Genomic DNA, 24,000 nt, shown 5'->3' with positions numbered 1-24,000 from the left:
CCCGCGGCCGGCGAGGTGGCCGCGCACCGCACGACCACCGCCGTGGCGCGCGCCGTCGCCGCGCAGGGCGGCGGGCGCGCCGTCGTCCTGGTGTCGGTGCCCGGTCCCAGCGCCGTGGTCGAGGCCGTCGACGCGATCGAGGCCGGCTGCGACGTCATGGTCTTCTCCGACCACGTGCCCCTCGCCGACGAGGTCGCCCTCAAGCGGCTCGCCACCGGGCACGGCGTGCTGGTGATGGGCCCCGACTGCGGCACGGCCGTCGTCGACGGGGTGGGTCTCGGCTTCGCGAACGTCGTCGCCCCCGGGCCCGTCGGCCTCGTCGCCGCCTCCGGGACCGGCGCCCAGCAGGTCCTCGCGCTGCTCGACCACGCGGGCGTCGGCGTGAGCCAGGCCTACGGCGTGGGCGGACGCGACCTGACCGCCGAGGTCGGCGGGCTCGCCACGCGGGAGGCGCTGCGCCGCCTGGACGCGGACCCCGGCGTCGAGCAGGTGCTGCTGCTGTCCAAGCCCCCCGCACCCGACGTCGCCGACGAGCTGCGTGCCGTCGCCGACGCGACGGCCACCCCCGTCCTGACCGCCCTGCTCGGCGCCGGTCACCCCGACCTCACCGCGGCCACCGAGACCCTGCTGACCGGGCTCGGTGCGGCGGTGCCCACCTGGCCCGTGGTCGGCACCGCCCGTGCCGGCCGGTCCGGGGCCGGTGGTGCGGTGGTCGGGCTGTTCGTGGGCGGGACCCTGTGCACCGAGGCCCGCCTGGTGGTCGAGGAGGCGCTCGGCGCGGACGGCCCCCACACGTTCACCGACTTCGGCGACGACGCCTACACCGCCGGGCGCGCCCACCCGATGATCGACCCCACCCTGCGCACGGAGGAGGTGCGCCGGGCGGCCGCCGACCCGTCGACCGCGGTGCTGCTGCTCGACGTCGTCCTCGGCCACGGCGCGGAGCCCGACCCCGCCGCGACGCTGGCGCCCGTCGTGGCCGGGCTCGAGGTGCCGGTCGTCCTCACCGTCCTCGGCACGGCGGGCGACCCGCAGGACCACGCCCGCCAGGTCCGGCTGCTCGCCGACGCGGGCGCCGAGGTGCACCTCTCCAACGCCGGCGCGGCCCGTCGCGCCGCCGCCATCGCCTCCGGGTCCGCCCGCCACGACGAGGAGGCCGCCCGATGAGGGTCGTCACCACCGGCACCGACCTGCTCGCCGACGCCCTCGAGGCCCAGGCCGTGACGACCGAGCGCGTGGACTGGCGCCCGCCCGTCGCCGCGCCGGGCTCGGACGTGACCGCGGACCTCGCGCGGGTCGCGCTCGACCCCCGTCGTACGGACGCCAACGCGAGGGCCGTCGCAGCGGTCCTCGGCGTCACCGCGCACCTCGTCGACGTGGGCCCCGCCTCGGAGGTCCTCGGCCTCGAGCGCGGCGAGTTCCTGCACGCCGGCCCCCCGATCGACTGGGAACGGGCGTCGGGCCCGCTGCGCGGCGCCCTGATGGGCGGCGCCGTCCTCGAGGGTCTCGTCGACGACCCCGAGGACGCACCCGCGCTGTTCGCCGACGGCTCCGTGTCGCTGGGGCCCTGCCACCACCGCGGCGCCGTCGGCCCCATGGCCGGCGTCGTCACCCCGAGCATGTGGATGTGGGTGCTGGAGGACCTCGAGACCGGCCGCCGGACGCACTGCACCCTCAACGAGGGGCTCGGCAAGGTGCTCCGCTACGGCGCCTACGGCCCCGACGTGCTGACGCGGCTGCGCTGGATGGGCGACGTGCTCGGCCCGCTGCTCCGCGCCGCCGTACGACGGGTCCGGGACGAGGCCGGCCCCCTCGACGTCACCGGGGTCCTCACGCAGATGCTGCAGATGGGCGACGAGGCCCACAACCGCAACCGCGCCGGGACGCTGATGACGCTGCGCGACCTCGCGCCCGCGCTGGTGACCGCCGGAGAGCCGGCCGACGTCGCGGACGTCCTGCGGTTCGTCGGCGGCAACGACCACTTCTTCCTCAACCTCGCCATGCCCGCCTGCAAGCTCGCGCTCGACGCCGCCCGCGGCATCGACGGCTCCACGATGGTGGTCGCGATGGCCCGCAACGGCACCGACTTCGGCATCCAGGTCGCCGGCACCGGCGACGAGTGGTTCACCGGGCCCGCCCAGGTCGCCGACGGGCTGTTCCTCGGCGACTACGGCCCCGCGGACGCCAACCCCGACATCGGCGACTCCGCGATCACCGAGACCGCCGGCATCGGCGGGTTCGCGATGGCCACCGCTCCCGCGATCGTCCGGCTCGTCGGCGGCACCGTGCCCGACGCGCTCGCCACGACCCGCCGCATGCACGAGATCACGCTGGCCGAGAACCCGCGCTGGTCCGTGCCCGTGCTGGACTTCCAGGGCACCCCGACGGGCATCGACGTCACCCGCGTCTGCCGCACCGGGATCCTGCCGCAGATCAACACCGGCATGGCCGGCGCCGTCGCCGGCGTCGGCCAGGTCGGCGCGGGCCTGGTGACCCCGCCCGCCGGCATCTTCCCGGCCGCGCTCGCGCGCCTCGCCGAGCTCGCACCCCCGCGCCCCTGACCGGGTCGGCCCGGACGCGCACCATCTGACCCCCCAGTCGGCCCGGATGCGCACCGCCTGAGGCCCCAGTCGGCCCGGATGCGCACGACGCGGTCCACGGGTCGGCCGCGCAGGCGCCGGTGCCTGCGCATCCGGGCCGACTCGACGCCGTCCACCTGCGCATTGGGGCCGACTCGACGCCGTCCACCTGCGCATCCGGGCCGACTCGACCGCCGTACGGCGTGAGGTCCTGCCGACTCGGTGCCTGCGCAGATCTTGAGGTGCCCGGGGCTTGCGGGGGGTGACGACGCTCACGTACGTTCCTGCACGTCGGTGCAAGACGTGACGCACATATGTGCAGACGGAGGAACGACGGGATGACCCTGACGACGGCCGAGGCCCTCACGACGGATGCCGAGGCGGCGCAGGACGCGCTGCGCACGATGTGGCGGATCCGCCGCTTCGAGGAGGCGGTCGACGACCTCTTCGCGCGCGGGCTGATGCACGGCACCATGCACCTCTCGATCGGCCAGGAGGCCTCCGCGACCGGGGTCTGCCTGGCGCTGCGTGACGACGACGCGATCACCTCGACCCACCGCGGCCACGGCCACTGCATCGGCAAGGGCGCCGACCTCGTGCGGATGATGGCCGAGCTGCTCGCGAAGGAGACCGGCTACTGCCGGGGCCGCGGCGGCTCGATGCACATCGCCGACGTCGCCACCGGCAACCTCGGCGCCAACGGCATCGTCGCCGGCGGCATCCCGATCGCGGCGGGCGCGGCGCTCGCCTACAAGCTGCGCGGCGAGGACCGCGTCGTCGCCTGCTTCTTCGGCGACGGCGCCGCCAACGAGGGCGCGTTCCACGAGGCCGTCAACCTGGCCGCGATCTGGAAGCTGCCGGTCGTGTTCGTCTGCGAGAACAACAAGTACGGCATGTCCTTCTCCACCGAGAAGTCGTTCGCGATCAAGACCATCGCCGAGCGCGCCGCGGCCTACGGCATCCCCGGCGTCACCGTCGACGGCAACGACCTCGTCGCCGTCCACGACGCCGCCGCGACCGCGGTCGCCCGCGCCCGCGCCGGCGAGGGCCCGACCCTCCTCGAGTCGGTCACCTACCGCTGGAAGGGCCACTCCAAGTCCGACAAGAACCTCTACCGGACCAAGGAGGAGATCGCGGAGTGGCGCAGCAAGGACCCGATCCTCGCCTTCGAGACGAAGGTCAAGGAGTCCGGGCTGCTGAGCGACGAGCAGGTCCAGGCGGTCCGCACCGCCGCGCTCGAGGACGTCCGCTCCTGCGTGCGTGAGGCCAACCAGGCTCCCGACGCCGACCCCACCCACATCCTCGACGCCGTCTTCGCGCCGGCCTGACCCCCTCGACGTACGAGAAGAGAGCTGAGGAAGCACCCATGAGCGAGCGCGTCATCACCTACGCCGAGGCGGTCCGGGAGGCCATCGGCCAGGCCATGGAGGCCGACGACCGGGTCTTCATGCTCGGCGAGGACATCGGCGTGTACGGCGGCGCCTTCGGCGTCTCCGGCGACCTGTACCACCGCTTCGGCGCGGAGCGGATCCGCGACACCCCGATCTCCGAGCTCGGCATCGTCGGCGCGGCCGTCGGCGCGGCGATGGCCGGCATGCGGCCCATCGTGGAGATCCAGTTCTCGGACTTCACCAACCAGGCGATGGACCAGATCGTCAACCAGGCCGCCAAGATCCACTTCATGCTCGGCGGCGCGGCCACCGTGCCGATGGTGCTGCGCGCCCCCCTGGGCTCCGGCACCGGCGCGGCCGCGCAGCACTCGCAGAGCCTCGAGGCCTGGTTCGCCCACGTGCCGGGCCTCAAGGTCGTCATGCCCTCGACCCCCGAGGACGCCAAGGGCCTGCTGCTCGCCGCGATCGACGACCCCAACCCCGTCATCGTGCTCGAGCACAAGCTCCTCTACCGCACCTCGGGCCACGTGCCCGAGGAGGCCTTCCGCACCCCGCTGGCCACGACCGCCGTACGACGGACCGGTCGGGACATCACGATCGTCGCCACCGGCGTCATGGTCTCCCGCGCCCTCGAGGCCGCCGAGACCCTCGCCGCCGACGGCATCGAGGTCTCCGTCGTCGACCCCCGCTCGCTGTCGCCCCTCGACGACGCCCCGATCCTCGACGACGTCTCCCGCACCGGCCGCGCCCTGCTCGTGCAGGAGGCCCCGGGCCACGTCGGCTTCACCGCCGAGATCGCCGCGCGGATCACCGAGTCCCCCGCGATCTACCGCCTCCTGGCCCCGATCAAGCGGCTCTCGGGCCTCAACGCGCCCATCCCCTACGCCCCGCAGCTCGAGAAGGCCTCCGTCCCGCAGGTCGACGGCATCGTCGAGGCCGCCCGCACGATGATGAAGGAGTCCTGATGGCCCGTCTCGCCATCCGCATGCCCAAGATGTCGATGACGATGACCGAGGGCGAGGTCGGCACCTGGTCGGCCTCGGTCGGGGACGTGATCAGCGAGGGCGACGTCGTCGCCGAGGTGATGACCGACAAGGTCGACATGGAGGTCGAGAGCACCGTCTCCGGCACCCTCGTCGAGATCGTGGCGACCGAGGGCGACGTCGTGCCCGTCGGTGAGCCCATGGGGTGGGTCGAGGGCGAGGACGACGGCGGCGGCTTCGGCGACCTGCTCAGCGAGCCCCAGCCCGAGCCCGAGCCCGAGCCGGAGCCCCAGCCCGAGCCGGAGCTCCCCACGGCCACCTCGGACGTCCTGTCCGAGCCGGCCCCCGCCGAGCCGTCCGCCGAGGCCCCGACGACCGCCGCCCCGACCGAGCCGGAGCCCGAGCCCGCGGTCGAGCCCGAGGTCGGGATCGTCCCCGCCGTGCCGCGCGCCCGCGGACTGGCGCGCGAGCGCGGCGTCGACCTGAGTGCGGTGACCCCCACGGGCCCGGACGGCCTGGTGCGCGTCCCCGACGTCGAGGCCGTCCTCGGCGCGGCCGCCTCGCCGGCGACGGCGGCCCCCGCCGCCCCCGCCGCCGTGCCCACCCCCGCCCCGGCGGCCCCGGCCGCCAGCCCGGCGGCGGCGAAGGTCGCCGCGGGTGGCCACGCCGACGCCCGTCGTACGGCGGTGCGCCGCGCGGTGGCGCGGGCCATGGTGCCGAGCGCGTCGATCCCGCAGTTCACGGTGTGGCGCACGCTGCACCTCGACGCTGCGGACGTGACCCGTCACGGCCTGTCGTGGACCACCGTCCTGCTGCGGGCGTACGCCGCGGGGCTGCGCGAGGTCCCCGAGCTGCTGAGCCGCTGGGAGGACGACGGGCCGACCGAGCCGGCGCCGCCGTGCGTCGCGGTCGCCGTGGCCACCGACCGCGGGCTGCTGGTGCCGACCTTCGCCGAGCCGGACGTCCCGGCCGCCGCCGAGGTCGACGCCGAGCTGCGGGCCGTCGTGGCGCAGGCCCAGGGCGGCAAGGTCGACCCGTCCCACATGGCGCCGGCCAACGCGTCGCTGTCCAACCTCGGCGGACTGGGCGTGGACCGCTTCCAGGCCCTGCTCACGCCGCCCCAGGCCAGCGTCCTGGCCCTGGGTGCGGTCGGCCGCCGTCCGGTCGCCGTCCCCGGCGGCCTCGGCACCGCCCTGGTGGTCGAGGCCGGCCTCACGGTCGACCACCGCGTCGCCGACGGCGCCCACGCGGCCCGCCTGCTCGCCGCGGTCCAGGCCCGTCTGGGCGGCACGCTCTGAGCGCGTCCGCCCACCGGTCCAGACCGGTGGGCGGACATGGTGGGTCGCCCCTTGACCGTGACCTGCTTCACACACTAGACAAGACCCGTCAGCACATACGTGACTACTGATCCGCAAGGAGGTGACGATGCCATCGCCCCGTGACCCCGCGACGCTGCTCGCGGCCGCCCGCCTGTACTACGTGCAGGGCGCCTCCCAGGCCGAGGTCGCCGACCAGCTCGGCACCAGCCGGTCCAACGTCTCGCGCATGCTGACCGAGGCCCAGCGCCAGGGCATCGTCGAGATCCGGATCAACGACCCGATCGGTCGCGTCCACGACCTCGAGGAGCGTCTGCGCGGCGCGTTCGGCCTCCGCGAGGTCCGGGTGGCGCACACCGCCGGTCCCGGCGCCCGTCCCGAGGAGCAGGTCGGCCGCCAGGCCGCGCGGCTCCTCGTCGACAGCCTCAAGGACTCCATGACCGTCGCCCTGTCCTGGGGCACCAACCTGCAGTCGATGGTCTACGCGGTCACCACCGAGGTCGAGCACCACGACCTCAACCTCGTGCAGCTCGTCGGCGGCCTGTCGTCGATCGCCAACGAGATCAGCGGCCAGGAGCTGGTCCGCGAGCTCGCGCTGCGCATCGGCGCCGACTACCGCTTCCTCCACGCCCCGGCCACGCTCGAGTCCCCGGTCAGCACCGCCGCGCTGCTGCGCGAGCCGTCCATCTCGGCCGCGCTCGAGCGCGCCCGGCAGGCCGACCTCGCGTTCGTCGGCATCGGCAGCCCCGACCACGGCTCGTCCAGCGCGATCATCCGCAGCCTCGACCTCGACGCCGAGGAGCGGGCCGCCTTCCGGGCCGCCCGGCCCGTCGGCGACCTCGCCGCCCGCTACTACGACGCCGAGGGCCGCCCCGTCGAGGCCGCCGTCGGCGAGCGCGTCATCGCCGTCACCCTCGACGACCTCGTCGCGATCCCCCACGTCGTGGGCGTCGCCCACGGCCGCGCCAAGACCCTCGGCGTGCTCGGGGCCCTCCGGGGCCGGCTCGTCGACTCGCTCGTCTGCGACGAGGCCCTCGCCCGCAGCGTCCTGTCCGAGGCCGGGCTCGCCCCGGCCGCCGACACCCCCGCAGCACAGGAGACCCCATGACCTCGGTCCTGCTCGTCCTCGGCGCCGTCGTCGCCGGGTGGATGGTCCAGCTGTACTTCACCTACCAGCAGTCCGTCCGCTTCAACGGCGACGTCGTCCGCCTCAAGGCCTCCGGTCCCGTGACGGTCGGCGTGGGCGGCAACCGCTACCGCGGTGGTCGCGCGTACGTCGCGTTCTCGGTCGACCGGGTCTCGCCCGACGGCGTCGTCGCCGACGCCCTCGTGCTCGCCGGCTACACCACCTTCGCCTCGGCCAAGCCGCTGCCGGCCCTGGCCGGGCGCACCGTGCGCGAGGTCGCCGGCGCCGGGGACCTCGACGGCCTGACCCGGCCCCAGAGGCTCGCGGCCCGCCAGGCCGCCGAGCTGCTCATCACCCGCACCGACCGCGTCACGGGCAAGCCCGTGGCCGCGGCCCCCACGACCTAGCACCACCGCGCGCGGGTCGCCCGACCCGCGCGCGGCGCAGGAACGTCGGCCTCACCCGACACCCCCGACGACCCAGGACAACCGGGACGTCGTCCAACGGCCCAGCGGGCCGCCTGACAGGAGTAATCATGACACTCACCACCCTGGGTCTCCCCCTGACAACGGAGACCACCGTCGAGGACCCGAGCGGGTTCTTCGGCGTCCTCGCCCACGCGGCCGAATGGTTCATCGGGCTGTTCCAGGCCGGTGGCGAGGTCTTCGTCGGCCTCGTCACCGGGATCATCCCGCTGCTGATCGTGCTGCTCACCGCGGTCAATGCGCTGATCCGCGCGGTCGGTCCCGAGCGGATCGACAAGGTCGGTGAGCTGGCCGCCCGTCCCGGGATCCAGTACTACCCGGTCCGCTACCTGCTGCTGCCGGTGCTCAGCGTCTTCTTCCTGACCAACCCGATGGCCTACACCATGGGTCGGTTCCTGCCGGAGCGCTACAAGCCGGCGTTCTACGACTCCGCGGTCAGCTTCGTGCACCCGATCACCGGGCTGTTCCCGCACGCCAACCCCGCCGAGCTGTTCGTCTACCTCGGGATCGCGGCGGGCATCACCACCCTGGGCCTGAGCACCAGCGACCTCGCGGTCCGCTTCCTGCTCGTCGGCCTGGTCGTCATCCTGATCCGCGGCATCGTCACGGAGCTCATCACCTCCCGCATGCTCTCCCGGCGTGCGACCACCACCGAGGAGTCCGTCGCATGAGCAGCAGCACCCGCGCCAGCACCGTCAGCGGCCGTCCCAACGCCGTGACCCGGATCCTCGTCACCGTCGGGACCAAGGTGGGCGGCGTCGTCGGCGTCCTCTACCAGGCCGGTCGCGACACGATCGACACCGTCATCCGCAACATCCTGCCGTTCATGGCGTTCATCGCCGTCCTGATCGGCATCATCAACGCCTCCGGCCTGGGCGACGCGCTCGCCAACCTGGTCGCGCCGGTGGCCGGCAGCCTGCTCGGCCTGCTCGTGATCGCCATCTTCTGCTCGATCCCGATCCTGTCCCCGATCCTCGGCCCCGGCGCCGTGATCGCGCAGGTCGTCGGCGTGCTGCTCGGCGACCGCATCGGCCAGGGCGACATCCCGCCGCAGTACGCCCTGCCCGCCCTGTTCGCCATCAACCCCCAGGTCGGCTGCGACTTCATCCCCGTCGGGCTGTCCCTGGGCGAGGCCGAGCCCGAGACCGTGGAGGTCGGCGTCCCCGCCGTCCTGTTCTCGCGGCTCGTCACCGGCCCGCTGGCCGTCGTCATCGCCTACTTCGCGAGCTTCGGCCTCTACAGCTCCAGCAGCTGAGACCCGCCACACCCGGGCGCGGCGTACGTCGGGACCCGACGTACGCCGCGCCACCCGCCGCTCGACACCCGAACGACAACACCGAGGAGCACACATGAGCGAGTACACCTCCGCCAAGGTCACCGCCGGACGCGGCGGCTGGGGCGGACCGCTGACCATCACCCCGTCGGCCGAGCGTCCCCTGATCGCCTCGATCACCGGCGGCGGCATCCACCCGGTCGCGCAGCGGATCGCCGAGCTCACCGGCGGCGAGGTCGTCGACGGCTTCAAGGGCTCCGCCCCCTTCGACAAGCTCGCGGTGGCCGTCATCGACTGCGGCGGCACCGCCCGCGTCGGCGTCTACCCGATGAAGAAGGTCAAGACCGTCGACATCCACGCCACGAGCCCCGCCGGCCCGCTGGCCCAGTTCATCACCGAGGACCTCTTCGTCTCCGGCGTCAAGCCCGAGGACGTGACCGGCGAGTGAGCGCCTCCACCACCGTCTACGACACGCGGGTCACCGCGGTCGGCGCCCAGGTGCCGGCGTTCCTCGACCACGGGATCATCGTGCTCTTCGCCCACACCGCGCCGCCGGAGCTGCACGACATCTCGGTGCTCCACGAGGCCGCGGTCACCGAGGACGGTCCGCTCCCGGGCGACACCATCGTCATCGGCCCGGCCGACGCCCCCGAGCACCTCGAGGTGCTGGCCGTGGGCTCGGTCGTGCGCGACAACCTCCTCAACCTGGGCCACCTCGACATCAAGGCCGACGGTCGCACCGAGGCCAAGCTGCCCGGCGACGTCTGCGTCCGCACGGGTCCCCTCCCCACGCCCGCCGAGGGCGACGTCTTCCGCATCACCAGAGAGCAGGCATGAGATGAGCTACCGCGACAGGCTGCAGGAGCGGCTCGACGAGACCGGCCGCCCGCTGCGCGTCGGGCTGGTCGGCGCCGGCCAGATGGGCCGCGGGTTCGCCGCCCAGCTCCTCCGGATGCCCGGCATCGCGCTGTCGGCCGTGCTGGACGTCCAGCTCGACCGCGCGACCGAGGCCCTGACCCAGGCCGGCGTGCAGCCGGTCGCCGTCGACGACGTGGCCGCCGCGGCCGAGGCCATCGAGGCCGGCGGCAGCGTCGCGCTGACCGACGTCCGCGACCTGGCCGGGCTGCCCCTCGACGTCGTCGTCGAGGCCACCGGGGTGCCCGAGGTGGCCGTCCAGGTCGCCGTGCAGGCCCTCTCGGGCGGCACCAGCGTGGCCACGCTGACCGTGGAGGCCGACGTCACCGTCGGCCGCTACATGAAGCAGCTGGCCGAGGAGTCGGGCGCGCTGTACTCGGTGTGCCGCGGCGACGAGCCGGTGGAGACCAAGAAGCTGGTGGACTTCGCCCGCGACCTCAACTTCGAGGTGATCGCGGCCGGCAAGGGCAAGAACAACCCGCTGGACCGCTACGCGACCCCGGTGACCCTGGCCGAGCGCGCCGCGACCAAGCAGATGAACCCGAAGATGCTCTGCAGCTTCGTCGACGGCTCGAAGGCCATGATCGAGATGGCCTCGCTAGCCAACACGACGGGCCTCGAGGTCAGCACCGAGGGCATGCACGGCCCGCCGTCCTCGGTCGCGACCCTCCACGAGACGTTCGCGCTCGTCGAGGACGGCGGCGTCATCGACCGTCCCGGCGTCGTCGACTACTGCACCGGCGACGTGGCCCCCGGCGTGTTCGTGGTGGTCCGCACCGAGGACCCCTACGTCCACCACGAGATGACCTACCTCCAGATGGGCGACGGGCCGTACTTCGCGATCTACCGGCCCTACCACCTGGCGAGCATCGAGGCGCCCCTCACCGTCTACGAGATGGTCCTCGACGGCCGGCCGAGCCTGGTCTCGGAGCACTGGACCGCCGAGGTCGGCGCCCAGACCAAGGCGGTCCTGAAGGCCGGCAGCCGGATCGACGGGATCGGCGGCGAGACCGTCCGCGGCCACATCGTCGACGCCGCCGACTTCGCCTCGCGCGGCCTGGCGCCGCTCGGCGTGCTCGCCGGGGCGACGTTGAAGCACGACGTCCCGGTCGACCACACGCTGACCTACGACGACGTCGAGCTCGACGAGACGATGCTGATCACGCGGATGCGCCGCATCCAGGAGTCGATGGACACCCCCGGCGCCGAGGTGCCGTCGCTGGTCGAGCTGTCCGGTCGGGCCGCGGCCGCCGTCTGAGCGTCCGCGTCACCGCCACCACGACGCCCCCATCCCGGCTCGGCCGGGGTGGGGGCGTCTGGCTACGCTCGCCGTCGTGCCGGCCGCCTCCACCCCGGCGGCCCCGACCCCGCGCGCCGCCCTCGTCCTCCTCGCCGCCGGCGAGGGTCGCCGGTCCGGGCACGCGACCAACAAGGTGCTGCTGCCCCTCGCGGGGCGTCGGGTCTTCACCTGGTCCATCCGGTGGGCGCGCCTGCTGCCGATGTTCGTCGAGACCGTCGTGGTGGTGCGGGAGGGCGACCAGGAGCAGGTCGAGGCGATCTGCCGCCGCGAGGTCGAGGGCCCCGTCCGCCTCGTCGTGGGCGGTGCCAGCCGCCACGAGTCGGAGTGGGCGGCCCTGCAGGCCCTGGCCCCGGCCATCGCCGCCGGCGACCTCGACGTCGTCGCGATCCACGACGCCGCCCGGCCGCTGGCGTCCTCCGACGTCTTCGCGACCGTGACCGAGCAGGCCCTGACCCACGGCGGGGCGATCCCGGTGGCCGACCAGCGCTCCCTGGCGCCCCGCGAGCCCACCGAGGTGCTGGCCGACCGGCTCGTCGCGGTGCAGACCCCGCAGGCCTTCCGCGCCGGACCGCTGCTGGGGGCGTACGCCGCGGCCCACGCCGACGGCTTCGTGGGCACCGACACCGCCAGCTGCATGGAGCGCTACACCGACCTGCCGGTGCGCTGCGTGCCCGGGGACGCCACCAACGTGAAGATCACGTTCCCCGAGGACCTCTTCCTTGCCGAGCGCCTGCTCGAGAAGGTGGACTACGACCTGTCGGGCGGTCGCACGCCGCCGCACGGGCGTCGACTCCCCCACCTGCCGACGCTGCGCCGCGCACGAGGAGAGGGGACGCGATGAGCGACGCGATCGCCGAGCTGCTGTGCGAGCACTGCGACGACGTCACCGACCACGAGCTCCGCTACGCCGGCCGGCTGCTCGAGCACGTCGAGTGCACCCGCTGCGGACGTCGCACGGAGGTCTCGGGCCGCGCGCTCCTCCCGGCGTACGTGGCGGACCTCGAGCAGCGCGTCGCCAGCAAGCCCCGCCGCATGCTGCGCCGCGCCGCCGACGACCCGGTGGGCTACGCGATGTCGCTGCCGGCGGCGCTGGCCCGTCAGCCGGTGAAGTTCGCCCGGGAGTTCTGGGCGGTCCTCAAGCGCTGAGCCCGCCGCGCGACGGCGGGCGTGGGCGCGTCAGCGCGGGGCGGTGCGGACGCGGCCGGCGAGCTCGTCGATGCTCTCGAGCACGACCAGGGCGGAGCCGTCCTCGACCCGTCGCGCCATCGACGGCGCCTTGGGCAGGGCCACGTCGCCGTCCTCGCGGAGCCAGCGCAGCAGCGTGGGCATGTCGGCGGTCGGCAGCGCACCACCACGGTGACGGGCGGCGGGCACCAGCGCGGGCGCCGCGACGGCGACCAGGCCGTCACGGTCGACGGTGGCGTCGATCCGGTCGTCCTCGACGGTCTTGACCGTGTCGGTGACGGGGCGGCAGCCGACGGCCGCCACGCGGGGCGCGGTCGCGCCCAGCTCGACCAGGAAGTCCGCCGGGGTGAGCGGGCAGAGCGGGTCGTGGACCAGGACGTCCGCCGCGACCGGCGGCCGCCACCTCGCGGGGTCGCCCACGACGACCTCGTCGGGCGCCCGACCGGTGGCGAGGGCCAGGTCGGCCAGCGCCGCGACGCGGTCGTGGGGATCGACGAGCAGCACCGGCGGGGCGACGGCGAGCCGCTCGCTCGCCGTGACCAGTGCCCGCCAGGCGTGGACGTGCATCGGCTCGCCGTGCAGCGAGGCGTAGGGGAGCCGTCCGCGGTCGTGCAGCGCGAGCACGCAGACGAGCGACGCCCCCGCGACCGGGGTCGCGGGGGCGTCGTACGCGTGGTCCACGTCGTTCAGGACGCGAGCACCTCGTCGAGGATGGTCTCGGCCTTGTCCTCGTTGGTGCTCTCCGCGAGCGCGAGCTCGGAGACCAGGATCTGGCGGGCCTTGGCCAGCATCCGCTTCTCGCCGGCCGACAGGCCGCGGTCACGCTCGCGACGCCACAGGTCGCGCACGACCTCGGCGACCTTCATGACGTCGCCGCTGTGCAGCTTCTCCAGGTTGGCCTTGTAGCGGCGCGACCAGTTGGTCGGCTCCTCGACCTCCCGCGCACGGAGCACGTCGAACACGCGGTCGAGGCCCTCCTTGTCGACGACGTCGCGGACTCCGACGAGGTCGAGGTTGCACGCGGGGACCCGGACGACCAGGTCCTGCTGGGCCACGATCCGCAGGACGAGGTACTGGCGGTCCTCACCCTTGATGGTGCGCATCTCGATGTCCTCGATGATCGCAGCGCCGTGGTTCGGGTAGACGACCGTTTCGCCGACGGTGAATGTCATATGTACGTTTCCCCTTCCGAAGGACCCCCATCATATCACGGCCGGCGGGGTGCTCCGGCGACGTTTGTGCAGGTCAGAGGCCTGCGCGGGTCTTGACAGAGCATAATCGGTGTGTATCCGCGGAGCCCCGGGAGCCTCGCCACGAGGCCCCGTCGCGGACCCTCCGGGGCGCTCCCGACCCCCTCCGCGCACCTCCGTCCGGGCCCCCGGCAGCGCCCGGACGACGGGATCGGGGACAGGCGATCCGCGCTTCGGGTGCCGCCGCGGGCCCCGGCAGCGGATACTCCCCTCCATGGGAGGACAGCAGCAGTCGGGTGGGGCCGACGAGACCACGCCGGGACGCTCCGCGAGCGGCACCCCGGCGACCGGGGCCGAGCCCGACGCCCGCGCCACGGCCCGGGCCGAGAAGCGGGCGCAGCGGCAGCGGCGCCAGGAGGAGCGGCGACGCCGGTGGGCGCGCGGCGCCACCCCCGCGACGACGGAGCCCGGGGCCGCGGAGCCCGGGGCCACGGAGCCCGGGGCCGTGGAGGCCGAGCCCGCAGCCGTCGCGGCCGGCGGGGGCGGCACGGCCGTGCTGACGCGTCCCCGCGCCGCCGGGGACGGCGACACGGACACCGTGGGGTCCGGCACCCCGCGCCCCGGTGGTCCGGACGACGTCGCGCCCGCCACGAGCGCGCCGGTGGTGCCCGCCCGCGGGCCCGCGGCCCTGTGGCAGCTGGTGCTCACCGCCCACCCCCGCCAGGCGGTCGTCACCGGGGCGGCCCTGGCCGGGGCCGCCGCGCTCGCGGGCCGCCCCGCGGAGGAGATCGGCCTGCTGGGCGCGACCGCCCTGGTCGGCCAGGGCCTGCTCGGCTGGCACAACGACCTCGTCGACCGCGACCGCGACGCCGCCGCGATCGCCGCCGCCCGCGACCGGGGCGACGAGACCCGTCGCCGCCGCAAGCCGATCGCCGAGGGGCGCCTCGAGCCGGGCACCGTCTGGTACGCCTTCGTCCTCGGGCTGCTCCTCCTGGTGCCGCTGTCGATCTCGAACGGCGTGCTGGCGGGCGCGTCGTACCTCGTGGCCTGGGCGGTGGGCCTGCTCGGCAACATCTCGCTGCGCGGCGGGTGGTTCTCGTGGGTGCCGTGGGCCGCGTCGTTCGCGCTCTACCCGGCCGTGCTGGCGTACGCCGCGCCGCCCGGCACCGAGCAGGGCGGTCCCCCGCAGCCGGCCCTGGTCGCGATCGCCGCCGGCCTGGGCGTCGTGGTGCACGTGCTGCGCGCGCTGCCCGGGCTCGTCGACGACCACCGGGAGGGCCGCCGGCACCTCCCGCTGCGGGTCGCGCTGCGCACCGGCGCCCCGCGGCTCCTGGGTCTCGCGGGCGTGCTCGGCGTCGGTCTGGTGATCGCGCTGGTGACCGTCGCCGCGCAGCAGGGCCTGGTCCGGTGATCGCACCGGTGCGCCGGTAGGCTCCGCGTCGTGGCCACGAAGCATCGTTCCCTCGTCCGGCGGGCGGCAGCGACCGGCGCCCTCGCGCTGGCGGTCCCGGTCCTCGCCTCGTGCGGGTTCAACGAGAACACCAACCTCGTCTACGTCCCCGCCGCCGGGACGTTCGACCGCGACGCGTCGGTCGACGTGGCGGGCGCCGTGATCGTCTCCACCGAGGGCGACGGGGAGGGCACGTTCATCGCGACCTTCGCCAACAAGTACCCGACCGACCCCGGCACCGTGGAGTCCATCGGCGGTGACGTCGAGGCCCCGGAGTTCGAGCCCATCGAGCTGCCCCCGGGCGGGGCGGTCAACCTCGCGGACGACGACCAGGGCGTGCCGGTCGAGGGGGACTTCGGCCTCGGCAGCTTCGTCGACGTGGAGATCTCCTACAGCGGCGGTCAGCAGGTGACCTTCGCGGTCCCGGTGGTCGCCAACAACGGCTACTACGCCGGGCTCGACGGGTCCGTCCTCACCGAGGAGGACGAGTTCCCGACCGAGGACCTCTACACCCCGGCCGACGAGGTCCTGCCCGAGGGCTCGGAGGTCGAGTGATGGCCGCGACCCCGTCCGAGGACCGCACCCTCGTCCTGCTCCGCCACGGCGAGAGCGACTGGAACGCCAAGAACCTCTTCACGGGCTGGGTCGACGTCGACCTCACCGACAAGGGCCGCGCCGAGGCCGCCGCGGGCGGTCGCCTGCTGCGCGAGTCGGGCCTGCTGCCCGACGTCGTGCACACCTCGCTCCTGCGCCGCGCGATCACGACCGCCGCGCTGTCGCTCGACGCCGCCGACCGCCACTGGATCCCGGTGCGTCGTACGTGGCGCCTCAACGAGCGCCACTACGGCGCCCTGCAGGGCAAGGACAAGAAGCAGACCCTCGCGGAGTACGGCGAGGAGCAGTTCATGCTGTGGCGCCGCAGCTTCGACACGCCGCCGCCGGAGATCGACCTCGACGACGAGTTCTCCCAGGCCCACGACCCGCGCTACGCCGACCTCGGCGACGAGATGCCCCGCACCGAGTGCCTGGCCGACGTCATCGCCCGGCTGATGCCGTGGTGGGAGGGCGACGCCGCCGCCGACCTGCAGTCCGGCCGGGTGGTCCTCGTGGCCGCGCACGGCAACAGCCTGCGCGCGATCGTCAAGCACCTCGACGGCATCGGCGACGACGAGATCGCCGGCCTCAACATCCCCACCGGCCAGCCGCTGGTCTACCGCCTCGGCGACGACCTCCGCCCGCTGGGTCCCGGCGAGTACCTCGACCCCGAGGCCGCCGCGGCCGCCGCCGCGGCCGTCGCCAACCAGGGCCGCTGAGCCGGAGGGCGCGAGCACGAGCGCCCTCCGTCAGCTCAGCGGGGTCGAGACACCCACGACCCGCACGCCCGGCCGTCGGGGCCGGACCTCGAGCCGGGTGACCCTCGCCCCGGGCCCCCGCCGGGATGGTCCCTGACGTCCCGACCCGGATCACCGCCGTACGACGGTCCGAACGTCAGGGACCATCCCGCAGCACGGCCCGGACGTCAGGGACTACCCCGTAGCACGGCCCGAACGTCAGGGACTACCCCGCGAGGCCCGGGCGGGACGGGCCGGGAGCGGGTCTCAGACCCCGGCGACGGGGAAGTCGCCGGTGACGACGTAGACGACGCGGTTGGCGACGGCGACGGCGTGGTCGGCGAGGCGCTCGTAGTAGCGGCCCAGCAGGGCGACGTCGACGGCGGCCTCGACGCCGTGGCTCCAGTCGGCGCGGAGGAGCTCGGTGAAGTTGAGCCGCCGCAGCTTGTCCATCTCCTCGTCGATCTCGGCGAGGCGGGCGGCGGCGGAGACGTCGCGGTCGGTGATGACGACGCGCAGGCGGCCGACCATCTCCAGGGCGATCGTGGACATGCGGGTCATGGTCGGGCGCAGCGTCTCGGGCACGGCGAGACCGGGCACCCGGAGGCGGGCGACCTTGGCGACGTGCTCGGCGAGGTCGCCCATCCGCTCCAGCTCGGAGACCATCCGCAGCGCGGCGACGATGGTGCGCAGGTCGCGGGCCACCGGCTGCTGCAGCGAGAGCAGGTTGAAGGCGTCGTTCTCCACCTTCTCGCGGCGCGAGTCGATGGCGGCGTCGGCGGAGATGACGCGCTCCGCGAGCTCGGCGTCCCCGGTGAGCAGCGCCTGGGTGGCGGACTGCACGGCCTCCTCGACCATCTTGGTGATCTCGGCGAGGTCGTCGAAGACGCCCTCGAGCTCGTCGTAGTAGGCCTCACGCATGCGTCCCACCCTAGGCCGGTGACCGACCGGCGGGCCGACGAGCCGGATCGGCGGCGTGAACGAGCAGTGAACACTGCGCGGCCCGACGTCCCGCGGCGCCGCCCGGCGCCGCGGGGTCGGCGCGCCGCCGTACAGTCCGGGCTGTGGATCCGACGGTGCAGGCGTTCCTTGCCGCGCTCGTCGGCGCCGTCGTCGCCGGCGGCACGGTCCTCGCCTGGCACATCAGCGACCGCCAGCAGTCCCGGGTCCCGCCGGTGACCGAGCCGGTCCTGCCGAGCGGCGTCGCCACGGTCCTGTCCGTGCTGCGCAGCAGCGCGGTGGTCGTCGACGAGGGCGAGAACGTGCTCAAGGCCTCGGCCCCGGCGTACGCCCTGGGCCTGGTGCGCGGCAACGAGCTGGTCGCCGAGGAGCTCGCCGAGCTCGTGCGGGCGGTGCGCCGCGACGGGCAGATCCGCGAGATCGAGATGGTGATGACCCGCGACACGGGCGTGCCGTCGCGCCACGTGACCGCCCGGGTGGCGCCGCTCGGCTCGCGCCTGGTGCTGGCGCTGGTGGAGGACCGCACGCGCGAGCGCCGCGTCGAGGCCGTACGCCGGGACTTCGTCGCCAACGTCAGCCACGAGCTCAAGACCCCGGTCGGCGCCATCGCGCTGCTGGCGGAGGCCGTCGCCGACGCCGCGGACGACCCCGAGGCGGTCAAGCGGTTCGCCGGGCGGATGGGCAAGGAGAGCGTACGGCTGTCCACCCTGGTCCAGCAGATCATCGAGCTGTCGCGCCTGCAGGGCGACGAGCCGCTCGACCAGCCGGTGCGGGTGAGCGTCGACGAGGTCGTCGCGTCGTCGATCGACGCCAGCGCGATCGACGCCCAGGCGCGCCGGATCACCGTCGTCGCGGGCGGCGAGGAGGGCCTCGAGGTCCTGGGCAACGCCGAGCAGATCGGCGTCGCGGTCGGCAACCTCGTCGCCAACGCCGTCGCCTACTCCCGGGAGGGCTCCTCGGTGCTCGTCAGCGCCCGCGGCGAGGAGGACGCCGTCGACGTCTCGATCACCGACCAGGGCATCGGCATCCCGGCCGGCGAGATCGACCGGATCTTCGAGCGCTTCTACCGCGTCGACCCGGCGCGCCACCGCTCCACCGGGGGCACCGGGCTCGGCCTCTCCATCGTCAAGCACGTCGCCGCCACCCACGGCGGCGACGTCCGGGTCTGGTCCGTCGAGGGCCAGGGCTCGACCTTCACCCTGACCCTCCCCCGCGCCCTGTGAGCCTCCGTGTCCGCGACCCCGGACGGATGACCGCACGGCGACATCGGGGGCTCTACCGTGTGACCAGCAGCGAGCCGATCGGCGCGCTCGCCCCGTACGACCGCGTGGACCAGCGCAGGAGGAGACGTCCGTGACCCGGGTACTCGTCGTCGAGGACGAAGAGAGCTACAGCGACGCGCTGGGCTACATGCTGCGCAAGGAGGGCTACGAGGTCGCGATCGCCGCGACCGGTGACGACGCCCTGGCCGAGTTCGACCGCAACGGCGCTGACATCGTGCTGCTCGACCTGATGCTCCCCGGCATCCCCGGCACCGAGGTCTGCCGCCGGATCCGCCAGACCTCCGGCGTGCCGGTGATCATGGTCAGCGCGAAGGACGACGAGGTCGACAAGGTGGTCGGCCTCGAGCTCGGCGCCGACGACTACGTCACCAAGCCCTACTCCCCGCGCGAGCTGGTCGCCCGGATCCGCGCCGTGCTGCGCCGCGGCGCCGACGTCGGCGACGCGGTGAGCCCCACCCTCGAGGCCGGGCCGGTGCGGATGGACGTCGAGCGGCACGTCGTCACCGTCGACGGCACCGAGCAGCGGCTGCCGCTGAAGGAGTTCGAGCTCCTCGAGATGTTCCTCCGCAACCCCGGTCGCGTGCTCACCCGCGGCCAGCTGATCGACCGCGTCTGGGGCTCCGACTACGTCGGCGACACCAAGACCCTCGACGTCCACGTCAAGCGTCTGCGCGCCAAGCTCGAGCCGGACCCGGGCGAGCCGAAGTACCTCGTCACGGTCCGGGGCCTGGGCTACAAGCTCGACGTCTGAGCGGCGGGACCCGGCCGCGGGCCGGGCCCGTCCGGATCTCGACGTACGCCGTCCGGAACCCGCGCGACAGCCCGGCCGCCGGGCCCCTAGCGTCGAGCCGTGACGACGACCCCGCAGGCCGGCCCCGACCCCCGGTCCCCTGCCCGGACGACCCCGCGGCCCGCCTCGCGGTGGCTCCCGCTGGCCGCCGTGGCGTTCACCCTGCTGGCGTGGGCCTCGGCGTTCGTGGGGATCCGCCACCTCGGGGAGAGCGTCCCGCCGGGGTCGCTGGCGCTGGGACGGCTCGTGGTCGCGACCCTCGCGCTGGGGGTGCTGCTGGTCGCGTCGCGGCGGGTGCGCCTGCCGCCGCGGGGCGCCTGGCCCCTGCTGGTGGCGGGGGGCGTCGGATGGATCGGCGTCTACAACGTCGCGCTCAACGCCGGCGAGCAGCGCATCGACGCCGGCACGGCGGCCCTGGTGGTGCAGGTGGGTCCGGTCGTCGTCGCGGCGCTCGCCACCCTGGTGCTCGGCGAGCGCACCACCCGCTGGCTGTACGCCGGGCTGGCGGTCGGCTTCGCCGGCGTCGTGCTCATCGGGCGCGCCTCCTCGCAGGGTCCGACCGGTGACCTCGTCGGGGTGCTGCTGGTGCTCGTCGCCGCCGTGGGCTTCGCCGTGGGGGTGCTGACCCAGAAGAAACTGCTGGGCGACCTGTCCGCCCTCGAGGTCACGTTCTGGTTCTACGTCGTGGGCACGGTGACGTGCCTGCCGTGGACGCTCGAGCTGGTCGACGTCGTGGGCCGCACCTCGGCGGCCGACCTCGGCTGGTGGCTGTACCTCGGGGTGGTCCCCTCGGCGCTCGCGTTCCTGACCTGGGCCTACGCGCTGTCGTCGTCGGACGCCGGGTCGTTCGCGATGACGACGTTCCTGGTGCCGTTCGTGACCGCGCTCCTGGCGTGGCTGACCCTCGGCGAGGTGCCGCCCGCGATGGCCTTCGTCGGCGGCGCGCTGTGCATCGCCGGCGTGCTGCTCACCCGCCGTCGCCCGCGGGCACCCGAGCCCGCCCCGGAGCCGGGCTCAGCCCAGGAGGGGTAGGGCGTCGACGGGCACGCCGAGGTCGGCGAGCCCGGCGGCCTCGGCCGCGGTGGGCTCGACGCGGCCGGTGCCGACCAGCACCACCCGCCGCGCGTCCCACGCCGCCGGGAACGCCCGGCCCAGCAGCCCGTCGAGCACCGTGCGGGTCTCGGCCAGCGCGTCGTCGGGCGGCCCGGGGGCGTCCGGGAGCTCCACGACCAGGTCGAGGTGGTGCACGCAGGCCTCGACCACGAGCGTCGAGGCGAGGTCGGCGACGCTCAGCACGTGGCCCTGCGTCGTCACGAGGTCGTCGGGGTGGGCCACGGCGACGGCGTGGGCCGCCGCCGGCGCGGTGTCGCGCCACAGCGCCCGCAGGGCGGTGTCGCCGTACGCCGCGGCCACCCGCCGCACGAGCTCGGCGTGGGCGCGACCGCCGTCGCCGCGCCGGGGGTGGAACCCGCGCCAGTAGTCGAAGCGGTCGCGGTCGGGTGCCGAGTCCGCGGGCGAGCCGACCGTCACCAGCGCCCGCTGGGCGTCGAGGAGCAGGTGCAGCAGCAGGTCGCGGACCGTCCAGCCGGCGGCCCGCGTCGGGCGGGCGAGGTCGGCGTCGGCGAGTCCGTCGACGACGCGCCCGATCCCGTCGTACGTCGCCGCGAGGGTGCGGGCGGGGCTCACGACGACGTGTCGGGGGCGGGGTCGCCGGGGTCCTCGCCGGACTCGAGCCACCCACGGAAGGCCTCGAGGTTGTGGGTGGGCTCGCCGCGCAGGCGCCGCCACTCCCACTCCTTGCGGATGGAGGAGGCGAACCCCAGCTCGAGGATGGCGTTGAACGAGTCGTCGGCCCACGCCAGCACCGAGCCGACGAGCCGGTCGAGCTCGTCGGGCGCGCAGACCGCGAGGGGCAGCCGGCCCTCGAGGTAGATGTCGCCGAGCCGGTCGACGGCGAAGGCCACGCCGTACGTCTTGAGGTTGCGCTCGAGGAGCCAGCGGTGGACCCGGGCGTGGTTCTCGTCGGGGGCGCGGCACACGAAGGCGTGCACGCCCAGCGCGTGGGTGCCGACGTCGAGGCGCACCGGGGTCTGGAGCTTCTTCTCGCCCGGCAGCGTCGCGGAGAACGTCCCGGGGCGCGGCTCGGTGTGCTCGATCCCGTTGTCGACCAGCCAGTCGCGCACCACGGCGACGACGGCCGGGTCGGGGTCCGCGCCGGCCACCGGGCGGAGGTCGGGAGCCCCCCCGGCCGTGGGCGTCACCGGAGCATCCCGTCGAGACCCGCGCGGCGCCCGAGCGGGTCGCGCAGGGCGTCGTGGGCCCGGCGGTAGACCTCGAGGGTCTGCGCCGCGGTGCGCTCCCAGCCGAACCCCCGCGCCCAGGCGACCGCGCCCGCGGCGAGCCGGGCGTGCAGGCCGTCCTCGGTGAGCACCCGACGCAGTGCGGCCGCCCAGGCGTCGACGGCGTGGCCCTCGACGAGCAGACCGCTGCGACCGTGGTCGACGACCGTGGTGAGGCCCCCGACGGCGGCCGCCACGACCGGCGTGCCGCTGGCCTGGGCCTCGGCCGCGACCAGCCCGAACGACTCGTTGTAGGACGGGACCGCGACGACGCTGGCCGCGGCGTACCAGCGCGCCAGCTCGGCCTGCGCGACCGGCGGCACGAAGCGGACGACGTCGCCCAGGCCGAGCTCGTCGGTGAGCGACGCGAGCGCCTCGGGCTTGTCGAGGCCGGAGCCGGAGGGCCCGCCGACGACGGGGACCACCAGACGGGACCGCAGGTCCGGCGCCCCGGCGAGCAGGTGGGCGATCGCGCGGAGCAGCACCTCGGGGCCCTTCAGCGCCTGGATCCGTCCGGCGAACAGCACGACGTGCGCGTCCTGCGGCAGCCCGAGACCGGCGCGGGCGACGGCTCGGTCGCGGGGCCGGAAGACGGTGAGGTCGACGCCGGGGTGCACGACCTCCACGCGACCCGGGTCCGCGTCGTACAGGTTGATGAGCTGCTTGGCCTCCTGGTCCGTGTTGGCGACCAGCATGTCGGCGGCGGCGACGACCTGCTGCTCCCCCAGCACCCGCGCCGGCGGCTCGGGGACGTCGCCCTCGGCCAGCGCGGCGTTCTTGACCTTCGCCATGGTGTGCATCGAGTGCACCAGCGGCACCCGCCAGCGGTCGCGGGCGAGCGCGCCGACCTGGCCCGAGAGCCAGTAGTGGGAGTGCACCACGTCGTAGTGGCCGACGGCCTCCACCGCCTCGGCGCGCAGCACCTCGCGGGCGAACGTGCACAGCTGGGCGGGCAGCTCGGACTTCGTCAGGCCCTCGAATGGGCCCGCGGTCACGTGGCGGACCTTGACGCCGTCGCCGCAGTCGACGACCGGCGCGAGCCGGGAGGAGGTGGCGCGGGTGAAGACGTCGACCTCGGTGCCGCGCTGCGCCAGGCGTCGGGCGAGCTCGATGACGTAGACGTTCATGCCGCCCGCGTCCCCGGTCCCGGGCTGGTCCAGCGGTGAGGTGTGCAGGCTGATCATGGCCACGCGTCGCGGCTGCATCGGCTCGGTCCGCCTCCTCGTCGTCCTGCGGGCCCTGATGCGGCCCGACCCGGCACAACCCCGGCGGGCGCCCACCGATTCCCGGGCTCGGACCCCGGTGCCCCGGCAGGCACAATCGCAGCCATGACCACCACCCCGACCGAGACCTCCCCCGCGACCCGCACGGCGGTCGTGACCGGCGCCTCCAGCGGCATCGGCGCGGCCACCGCCCGTCACCTGGCCGCCGAGGGCTTCCACGTCTACTGCGCCGCCCGCCGTGCCGACCGCGTCGCCGAGCTGGCCGAGGAGATCGGCGGCACGGCGGTGACCTGCGACGTCACCGACGCCGCCCAGGTCGCCGACCTCGCCGCCGCCGTCGGCGACCGCCTCGACGTGCTCGTCAACAACGCCGGCGGCGCCTTCGGCAGCGCTCCCGTGGCGCAGGCGGACGCCGAGCAGTGGCGGGCGATGTACGAGGTCAACGTGATCGGCCTGATGCAGGTGACCCGCGCGCTGCTGCCCGCGCTGACGGCCTCCGGCGCCGGGATCATCTGCAACGTCGGCTCCACCGCCGGGCGCGTCGCCTACGAGGGCGGGGCCGGCTACACCGCCGCCAAGCACGGCACCCAGGTCGTGACCGAGACCCTGCGCCTCGAGCTGTGGGACCAGCCCGTGCGGGTCACCGAGATCGCGCCCGGCATGGTCCACACCGACGAGTTCTCGCTGGTGCGCTTCGGCGGCGACCAGGACAAGGCCGACGCCGTGTACGCCGGGGTGAAGGAGCCGCTGGTCGCCGACGACGTCGCCGACGCCATCACCTGGATGGTGACCCGGCCCTCCCACGTCAACGTCGACGAGCTGGTCATCCGCCCGCGCGCCCAGGCCGCCCAGCACAAGGTGCACCGCGAGCAGGACTGACC

Annotated in this window: 27 protein-coding genes; 21 read left to right on the top strand and 6 right to left on the bottom strand. The window is 74.6% G+C overall.

Features of this window, described 5'->3' with window-relative positions; genetic code table 11:
• From ABD158_RS08880 to ABD158_RS08815, 14 genes are all read left to right on the top strand, one after another.
• Positions 1-1,167, top strand: a 1,167-nt coding sequence (locus ABD158_RS08880; RefSeq protein ID WP_344006244.1) for an AllF/FdrA family protein, incomplete at its 5' end; no start/stop codon positions are given.
• On the top strand, positions 1,164-2,561 hold the full coding sequence (locus ABD158_RS08875) for a YlbE family protein (protein ID WP_344006241.1): 1,398 nt from the start codon (positions 1,164-1,166) through the stop codon (positions 2,559-2,561). The genes ABD158_RS08880 and ABD158_RS08875, both read left to right, overlap by 4 nt.
• 356 nt (positions 2,562-2,917) lie before the next feature.
• Positions 2,918-3,907, top strand: a complete 990-nt coding sequence (locus ABD158_RS08870) for a thiamine pyrophosphate-dependent dehydrogenase E1 component subunit alpha (protein ID WP_344006238.1) — start codon at positions 2,918-2,920, stop codon at positions 3,905-3,907.
• Between the two features lie 38 nt (positions 3,908-3,945).
• Entirely contained in the window at positions 3,946-4,935 is a 990-nt protein-coding gene (locus ABD158_RS08865; protein WP_344006235.1) for an alpha-ketoacid dehydrogenase subunit beta, read from the top strand.
• Positions 4,935-6,251: a dihydrolipoamide acetyltransferase family protein gene (locus ABD158_RS08860; protein WP_344006233.1), complete on the top strand. Its 1,317-nt coding sequence runs from the start codon at positions 4,935-4,937 to the stop codon at positions 6,249-6,251. Before ABD158_RS08865 ends, ABD158_RS08860 begins: the two co-directional genes overlap by 1 nt.
• A gap of 127 nt (positions 6,252-6,378) precedes the next feature.
• The gene (locus ABD158_RS08855) at positions 6,379-7,377 is read left to right on the top strand and encodes a sugar-binding transcriptional regulator (RefSeq protein WP_344006230.1); all 999 of its coding nucleotides are present in this window, start codon (positions 6,379-6,381) and stop codon (positions 7,375-7,377) included.
• On the top strand, positions 7,374-7,802 hold the full coding sequence (locus tag ABD158_RS08850) for a transcriptional regulator GutM (protein WP_344006228.1): 429 nt from the start codon (positions 7,374-7,376) through the stop codon (positions 7,800-7,802). The genes ABD158_RS08855 and ABD158_RS08850 overlap by 4 nt, the downstream gene beginning before the upstream one ends.
• Before the next feature lie 128 nt (positions 7,803-7,930).
• Positions 7,931-8,551 carry a PTS glucitol/sorbitol transporter subunit IIC gene (gene srlA, locus ABD158_RS08845; protein WP_344006226.1) on the top strand — a complete coding sequence of 207 codons (621 nt, stop codon included), beginning with the start codon at positions 7,931-7,933 and terminating at the stop codon, positions 8,549-8,551.
• The gene (locus ABD158_RS08840) at positions 8,548-9,135 is read left to right on the top strand and encodes a PTS glucitol/sorbitol transporter subunit IIB (RefSeq protein ID WP_344006224.1); all 588 of its coding nucleotides are present in this window, start codon (positions 8,548-8,550) and stop codon (positions 9,133-9,135) included. The genes srlA and ABD158_RS08840 overlap by 4 nt, the downstream gene beginning before the upstream one ends.
• A 94-nt stretch (positions 9,136-9,229) precedes the next feature.
• Positions 9,230-9,601 (top strand): PTS glucitol/sorbitol transporter subunit IIB, encoded by a 372-nt coding sequence (locus ABD158_RS08835; protein WP_344006222.1) that lies wholly within the window; start codon positions 9,230-9,232, stop codon positions 9,599-9,601.
• Positions 9,598-9,990: a PTS glucitol/sorbitol transporter subunit IIA gene (locus tag ABD158_RS08830; protein WP_344006220.1), complete on the top strand. Its 393-nt coding sequence runs from the start codon at positions 9,598-9,600 to the stop codon at positions 9,988-9,990. The genes ABD158_RS08835 and ABD158_RS08830 overlap by 4 nt, the downstream gene beginning before the upstream one ends.
• Before the next feature lies 1 nt (position 9,991).
• Positions 9,992-11,326, top strand: a complete 1,335-nt coding sequence (locus tag ABD158_RS08825) for an NAD(P)H-dependent oxidoreductase (protein ID WP_344006218.1) — start codon at positions 9,992-9,994, stop codon at positions 11,324-11,326.
• 76 nt (positions 11,327-11,402) lie between these two features.
• A complete protein-coding gene (locus ABD158_RS08820; RefSeq protein ID WP_344006216.1) occupies positions 11,403-12,209 on the top strand; it encodes an IspD/TarI family cytidylyltransferase in 807 nt (268 codons plus the stop codon).
• Positions 12,206-12,514 (top strand): hypothetical protein, encoded by a 309-nt coding sequence (locus tag ABD158_RS08815; protein WP_344006215.1) that lies wholly within the window; start codon positions 12,206-12,208, stop codon positions 12,512-12,514. The genes ABD158_RS08820 and ABD158_RS08815 overlap by 4 nt, the downstream gene beginning before the upstream one ends.
• 30 nt (positions 12,515-12,544) lie before the next feature.
• Here ABD158_RS08815 and ABD158_RS08810 read toward each other — a convergent pair whose 3' ends face one another.
• Together ABD158_RS08810 and ABD158_RS08805 are read right to left on the bottom strand one after the other, a co-directional pair.
• Complete coding sequence (locus ABD158_RS08810; protein ID WP_344006212.1) at positions 12,545-13,234, bottom strand: 2-C-methyl-D-erythritol 4-phosphate cytidylyltransferase; 690 nt, start codon at positions 13,232-13,234, stop codon at positions 12,545-12,547.
• Positions 13,235-13,239: 5 nt separating this feature from the next.
• Positions 13,240-13,725: a CarD family transcriptional regulator gene (locus tag ABD158_RS08805; protein ID WP_344006210.1), complete on the bottom strand. Its 486-nt coding sequence runs from the start codon at positions 13,723-13,725 to the stop codon at positions 13,240-13,242.
• Between the two features lie 292 nt (positions 13,726-14,017).
• On the opposite strand from ABD158_RS08805, the gene ABD158_RS08800 reads away from it, so the two are divergent.
• The 3 genes from ABD158_RS08800 to ABD158_RS08790 are packed head-to-tail and all read left to right on the top strand — an operon-like array spanning position 14,018 to position 16,506.
• Positions 14,018-15,154 carry a UbiA family prenyltransferase gene (locus ABD158_RS08800; RefSeq protein WP_344006208.1) on the top strand — a complete coding sequence of 379 codons (1,137 nt, stop codon included), beginning with the start codon at positions 14,018-14,020 and terminating at the stop codon, positions 15,152-15,154.
• A 30-nt stretch (positions 15,155-15,184) separates the two neighbouring features.
• Positions 15,185-15,748 carry a hypothetical protein gene (locus ABD158_RS08795; RefSeq protein WP_344006207.1) on the top strand — a complete coding sequence of 188 codons (564 nt, stop codon included), beginning with the start codon at positions 15,185-15,187 and terminating at the stop codon, positions 15,746-15,748.
• Positions 15,748-16,506 (top strand): phosphoglyceromutase, encoded by a 759-nt coding sequence (locus ABD158_RS08790; protein ID WP_344006205.1) that lies wholly within the window; start codon positions 15,748-15,750, stop codon positions 16,504-16,506. The genes ABD158_RS08795 and ABD158_RS08790 overlap by 1 nt, the downstream gene beginning before the upstream one ends.
• Positions 16,507-16,791: 285 nt before the next feature.
• Here ABD158_RS08790 and phoU read toward each other — a convergent pair whose 3' ends face one another.
• Entirely contained in the window at positions 16,792-17,445 is a 654-nt protein-coding gene (phoU, locus tag ABD158_RS08785) for a phosphate signaling complex protein PhoU (RefSeq protein ID WP_344006204.1), read from the bottom strand.
• Between the two features lie 143 nt (positions 17,446-17,588).
• Here phoU and ABD158_RS08780 point away from each other — a divergent pair, with 143 nt between their 5' ends.
• From ABD158_RS08780 to ABD158_RS08770, 3 genes are all read left to right on the top strand, one after another.
• Positions 17,589-18,707 carry a sensor histidine kinase gene (locus ABD158_RS08780; RefSeq protein ID WP_344006203.1) on the top strand — a complete coding sequence of 373 codons (1,119 nt, stop codon included), beginning with the start codon at positions 17,589-17,591 and terminating at the stop codon, positions 18,705-18,707.
• A 130-nt stretch (positions 18,708-18,837) separates the two neighbouring features.
• The gene (locus ABD158_RS08775; protein WP_344006201.1) at positions 18,838-19,518 is read left to right on the top strand and encodes a response regulator; all 681 of its coding nucleotides are present in this window, start codon (positions 18,838-18,840) and stop codon (positions 19,516-19,518) included.
• Positions 19,519-19,617: 99 nt separating this feature from the next.
• Positions 19,618-20,589 carry a DMT family transporter gene (locus tag ABD158_RS08770; RefSeq protein WP_344006199.1) on the top strand — a complete coding sequence of 324 codons (972 nt, stop codon included), beginning with the start codon at positions 19,618-19,620 and terminating at the stop codon, positions 20,587-20,589.
• On the opposite strand, the gene ABD158_RS08765 is transcribed toward ABD158_RS08770, so the two are convergent.
• The 3 genes from ABD158_RS08765 to mshA are packed head-to-tail and all read right to left on the bottom strand — an operon-like array spanning position 20,572 to position 23,080.
• Positions 20,572-21,243, bottom strand: coding sequence for a maleylpyruvate isomerase N-terminal domain-containing protein (locus ABD158_RS08765; protein WP_344006197.1), 672 nt, complete (start codon positions 21,241-21,243; stop codon positions 20,572-20,574). The two genes, ABD158_RS08770 and ABD158_RS08765, sit on opposite strands and share 18 nt — an antisense overlap.
• Positions 21,240-21,818, bottom strand: coding sequence for a type III secretion system chaperone family protein (locus tag ABD158_RS08760; RefSeq protein ID WP_425573168.1), 579 nt, complete (start codon positions 21,816-21,818; stop codon positions 21,240-21,242). The genes ABD158_RS08765 and ABD158_RS08760 overlap by 4 nt, the downstream gene beginning before the upstream one ends.
• Positions 21,815-23,080, bottom strand: coding sequence for a D-inositol-3-phosphate glycosyltransferase (gene mshA, locus ABD158_RS08755; RefSeq protein ID WP_344006196.1), 1,266 nt, complete (start codon positions 23,078-23,080; stop codon positions 21,815-21,817). Before mshA ends, ABD158_RS08760 begins: the two co-directional genes overlap by 4 nt.
• Positions 23,081-23,224: 144 nt before the next feature.
• Here mshA and ABD158_RS08750 point away from each other — a divergent pair, with 144 nt between their 5' ends.
• Complete coding sequence (locus tag ABD158_RS08750; protein ID WP_344006193.1) at positions 23,225-23,998, top strand: SDR family NAD(P)-dependent oxidoreductase; 774 nt, start codon at positions 23,225-23,227, stop codon at positions 23,996-23,998.
• Positions 23,999-24,000: the final 2 nt, after the last annotated feature.

The sequence above is a fragment of the Nocardioides lentus genome, from assembly GCF_039529515.1.
Lineage (GTDB): Bacteria > Actinomycetota > Actinomycetes > Propionibacteriales > Nocardioidaceae > Nocardioides > Nocardioides lentus.
Note: the sequence above shows the minus strand (reverse complement) of the source record. Positions and strands in the feature narration are given on the sequence as shown.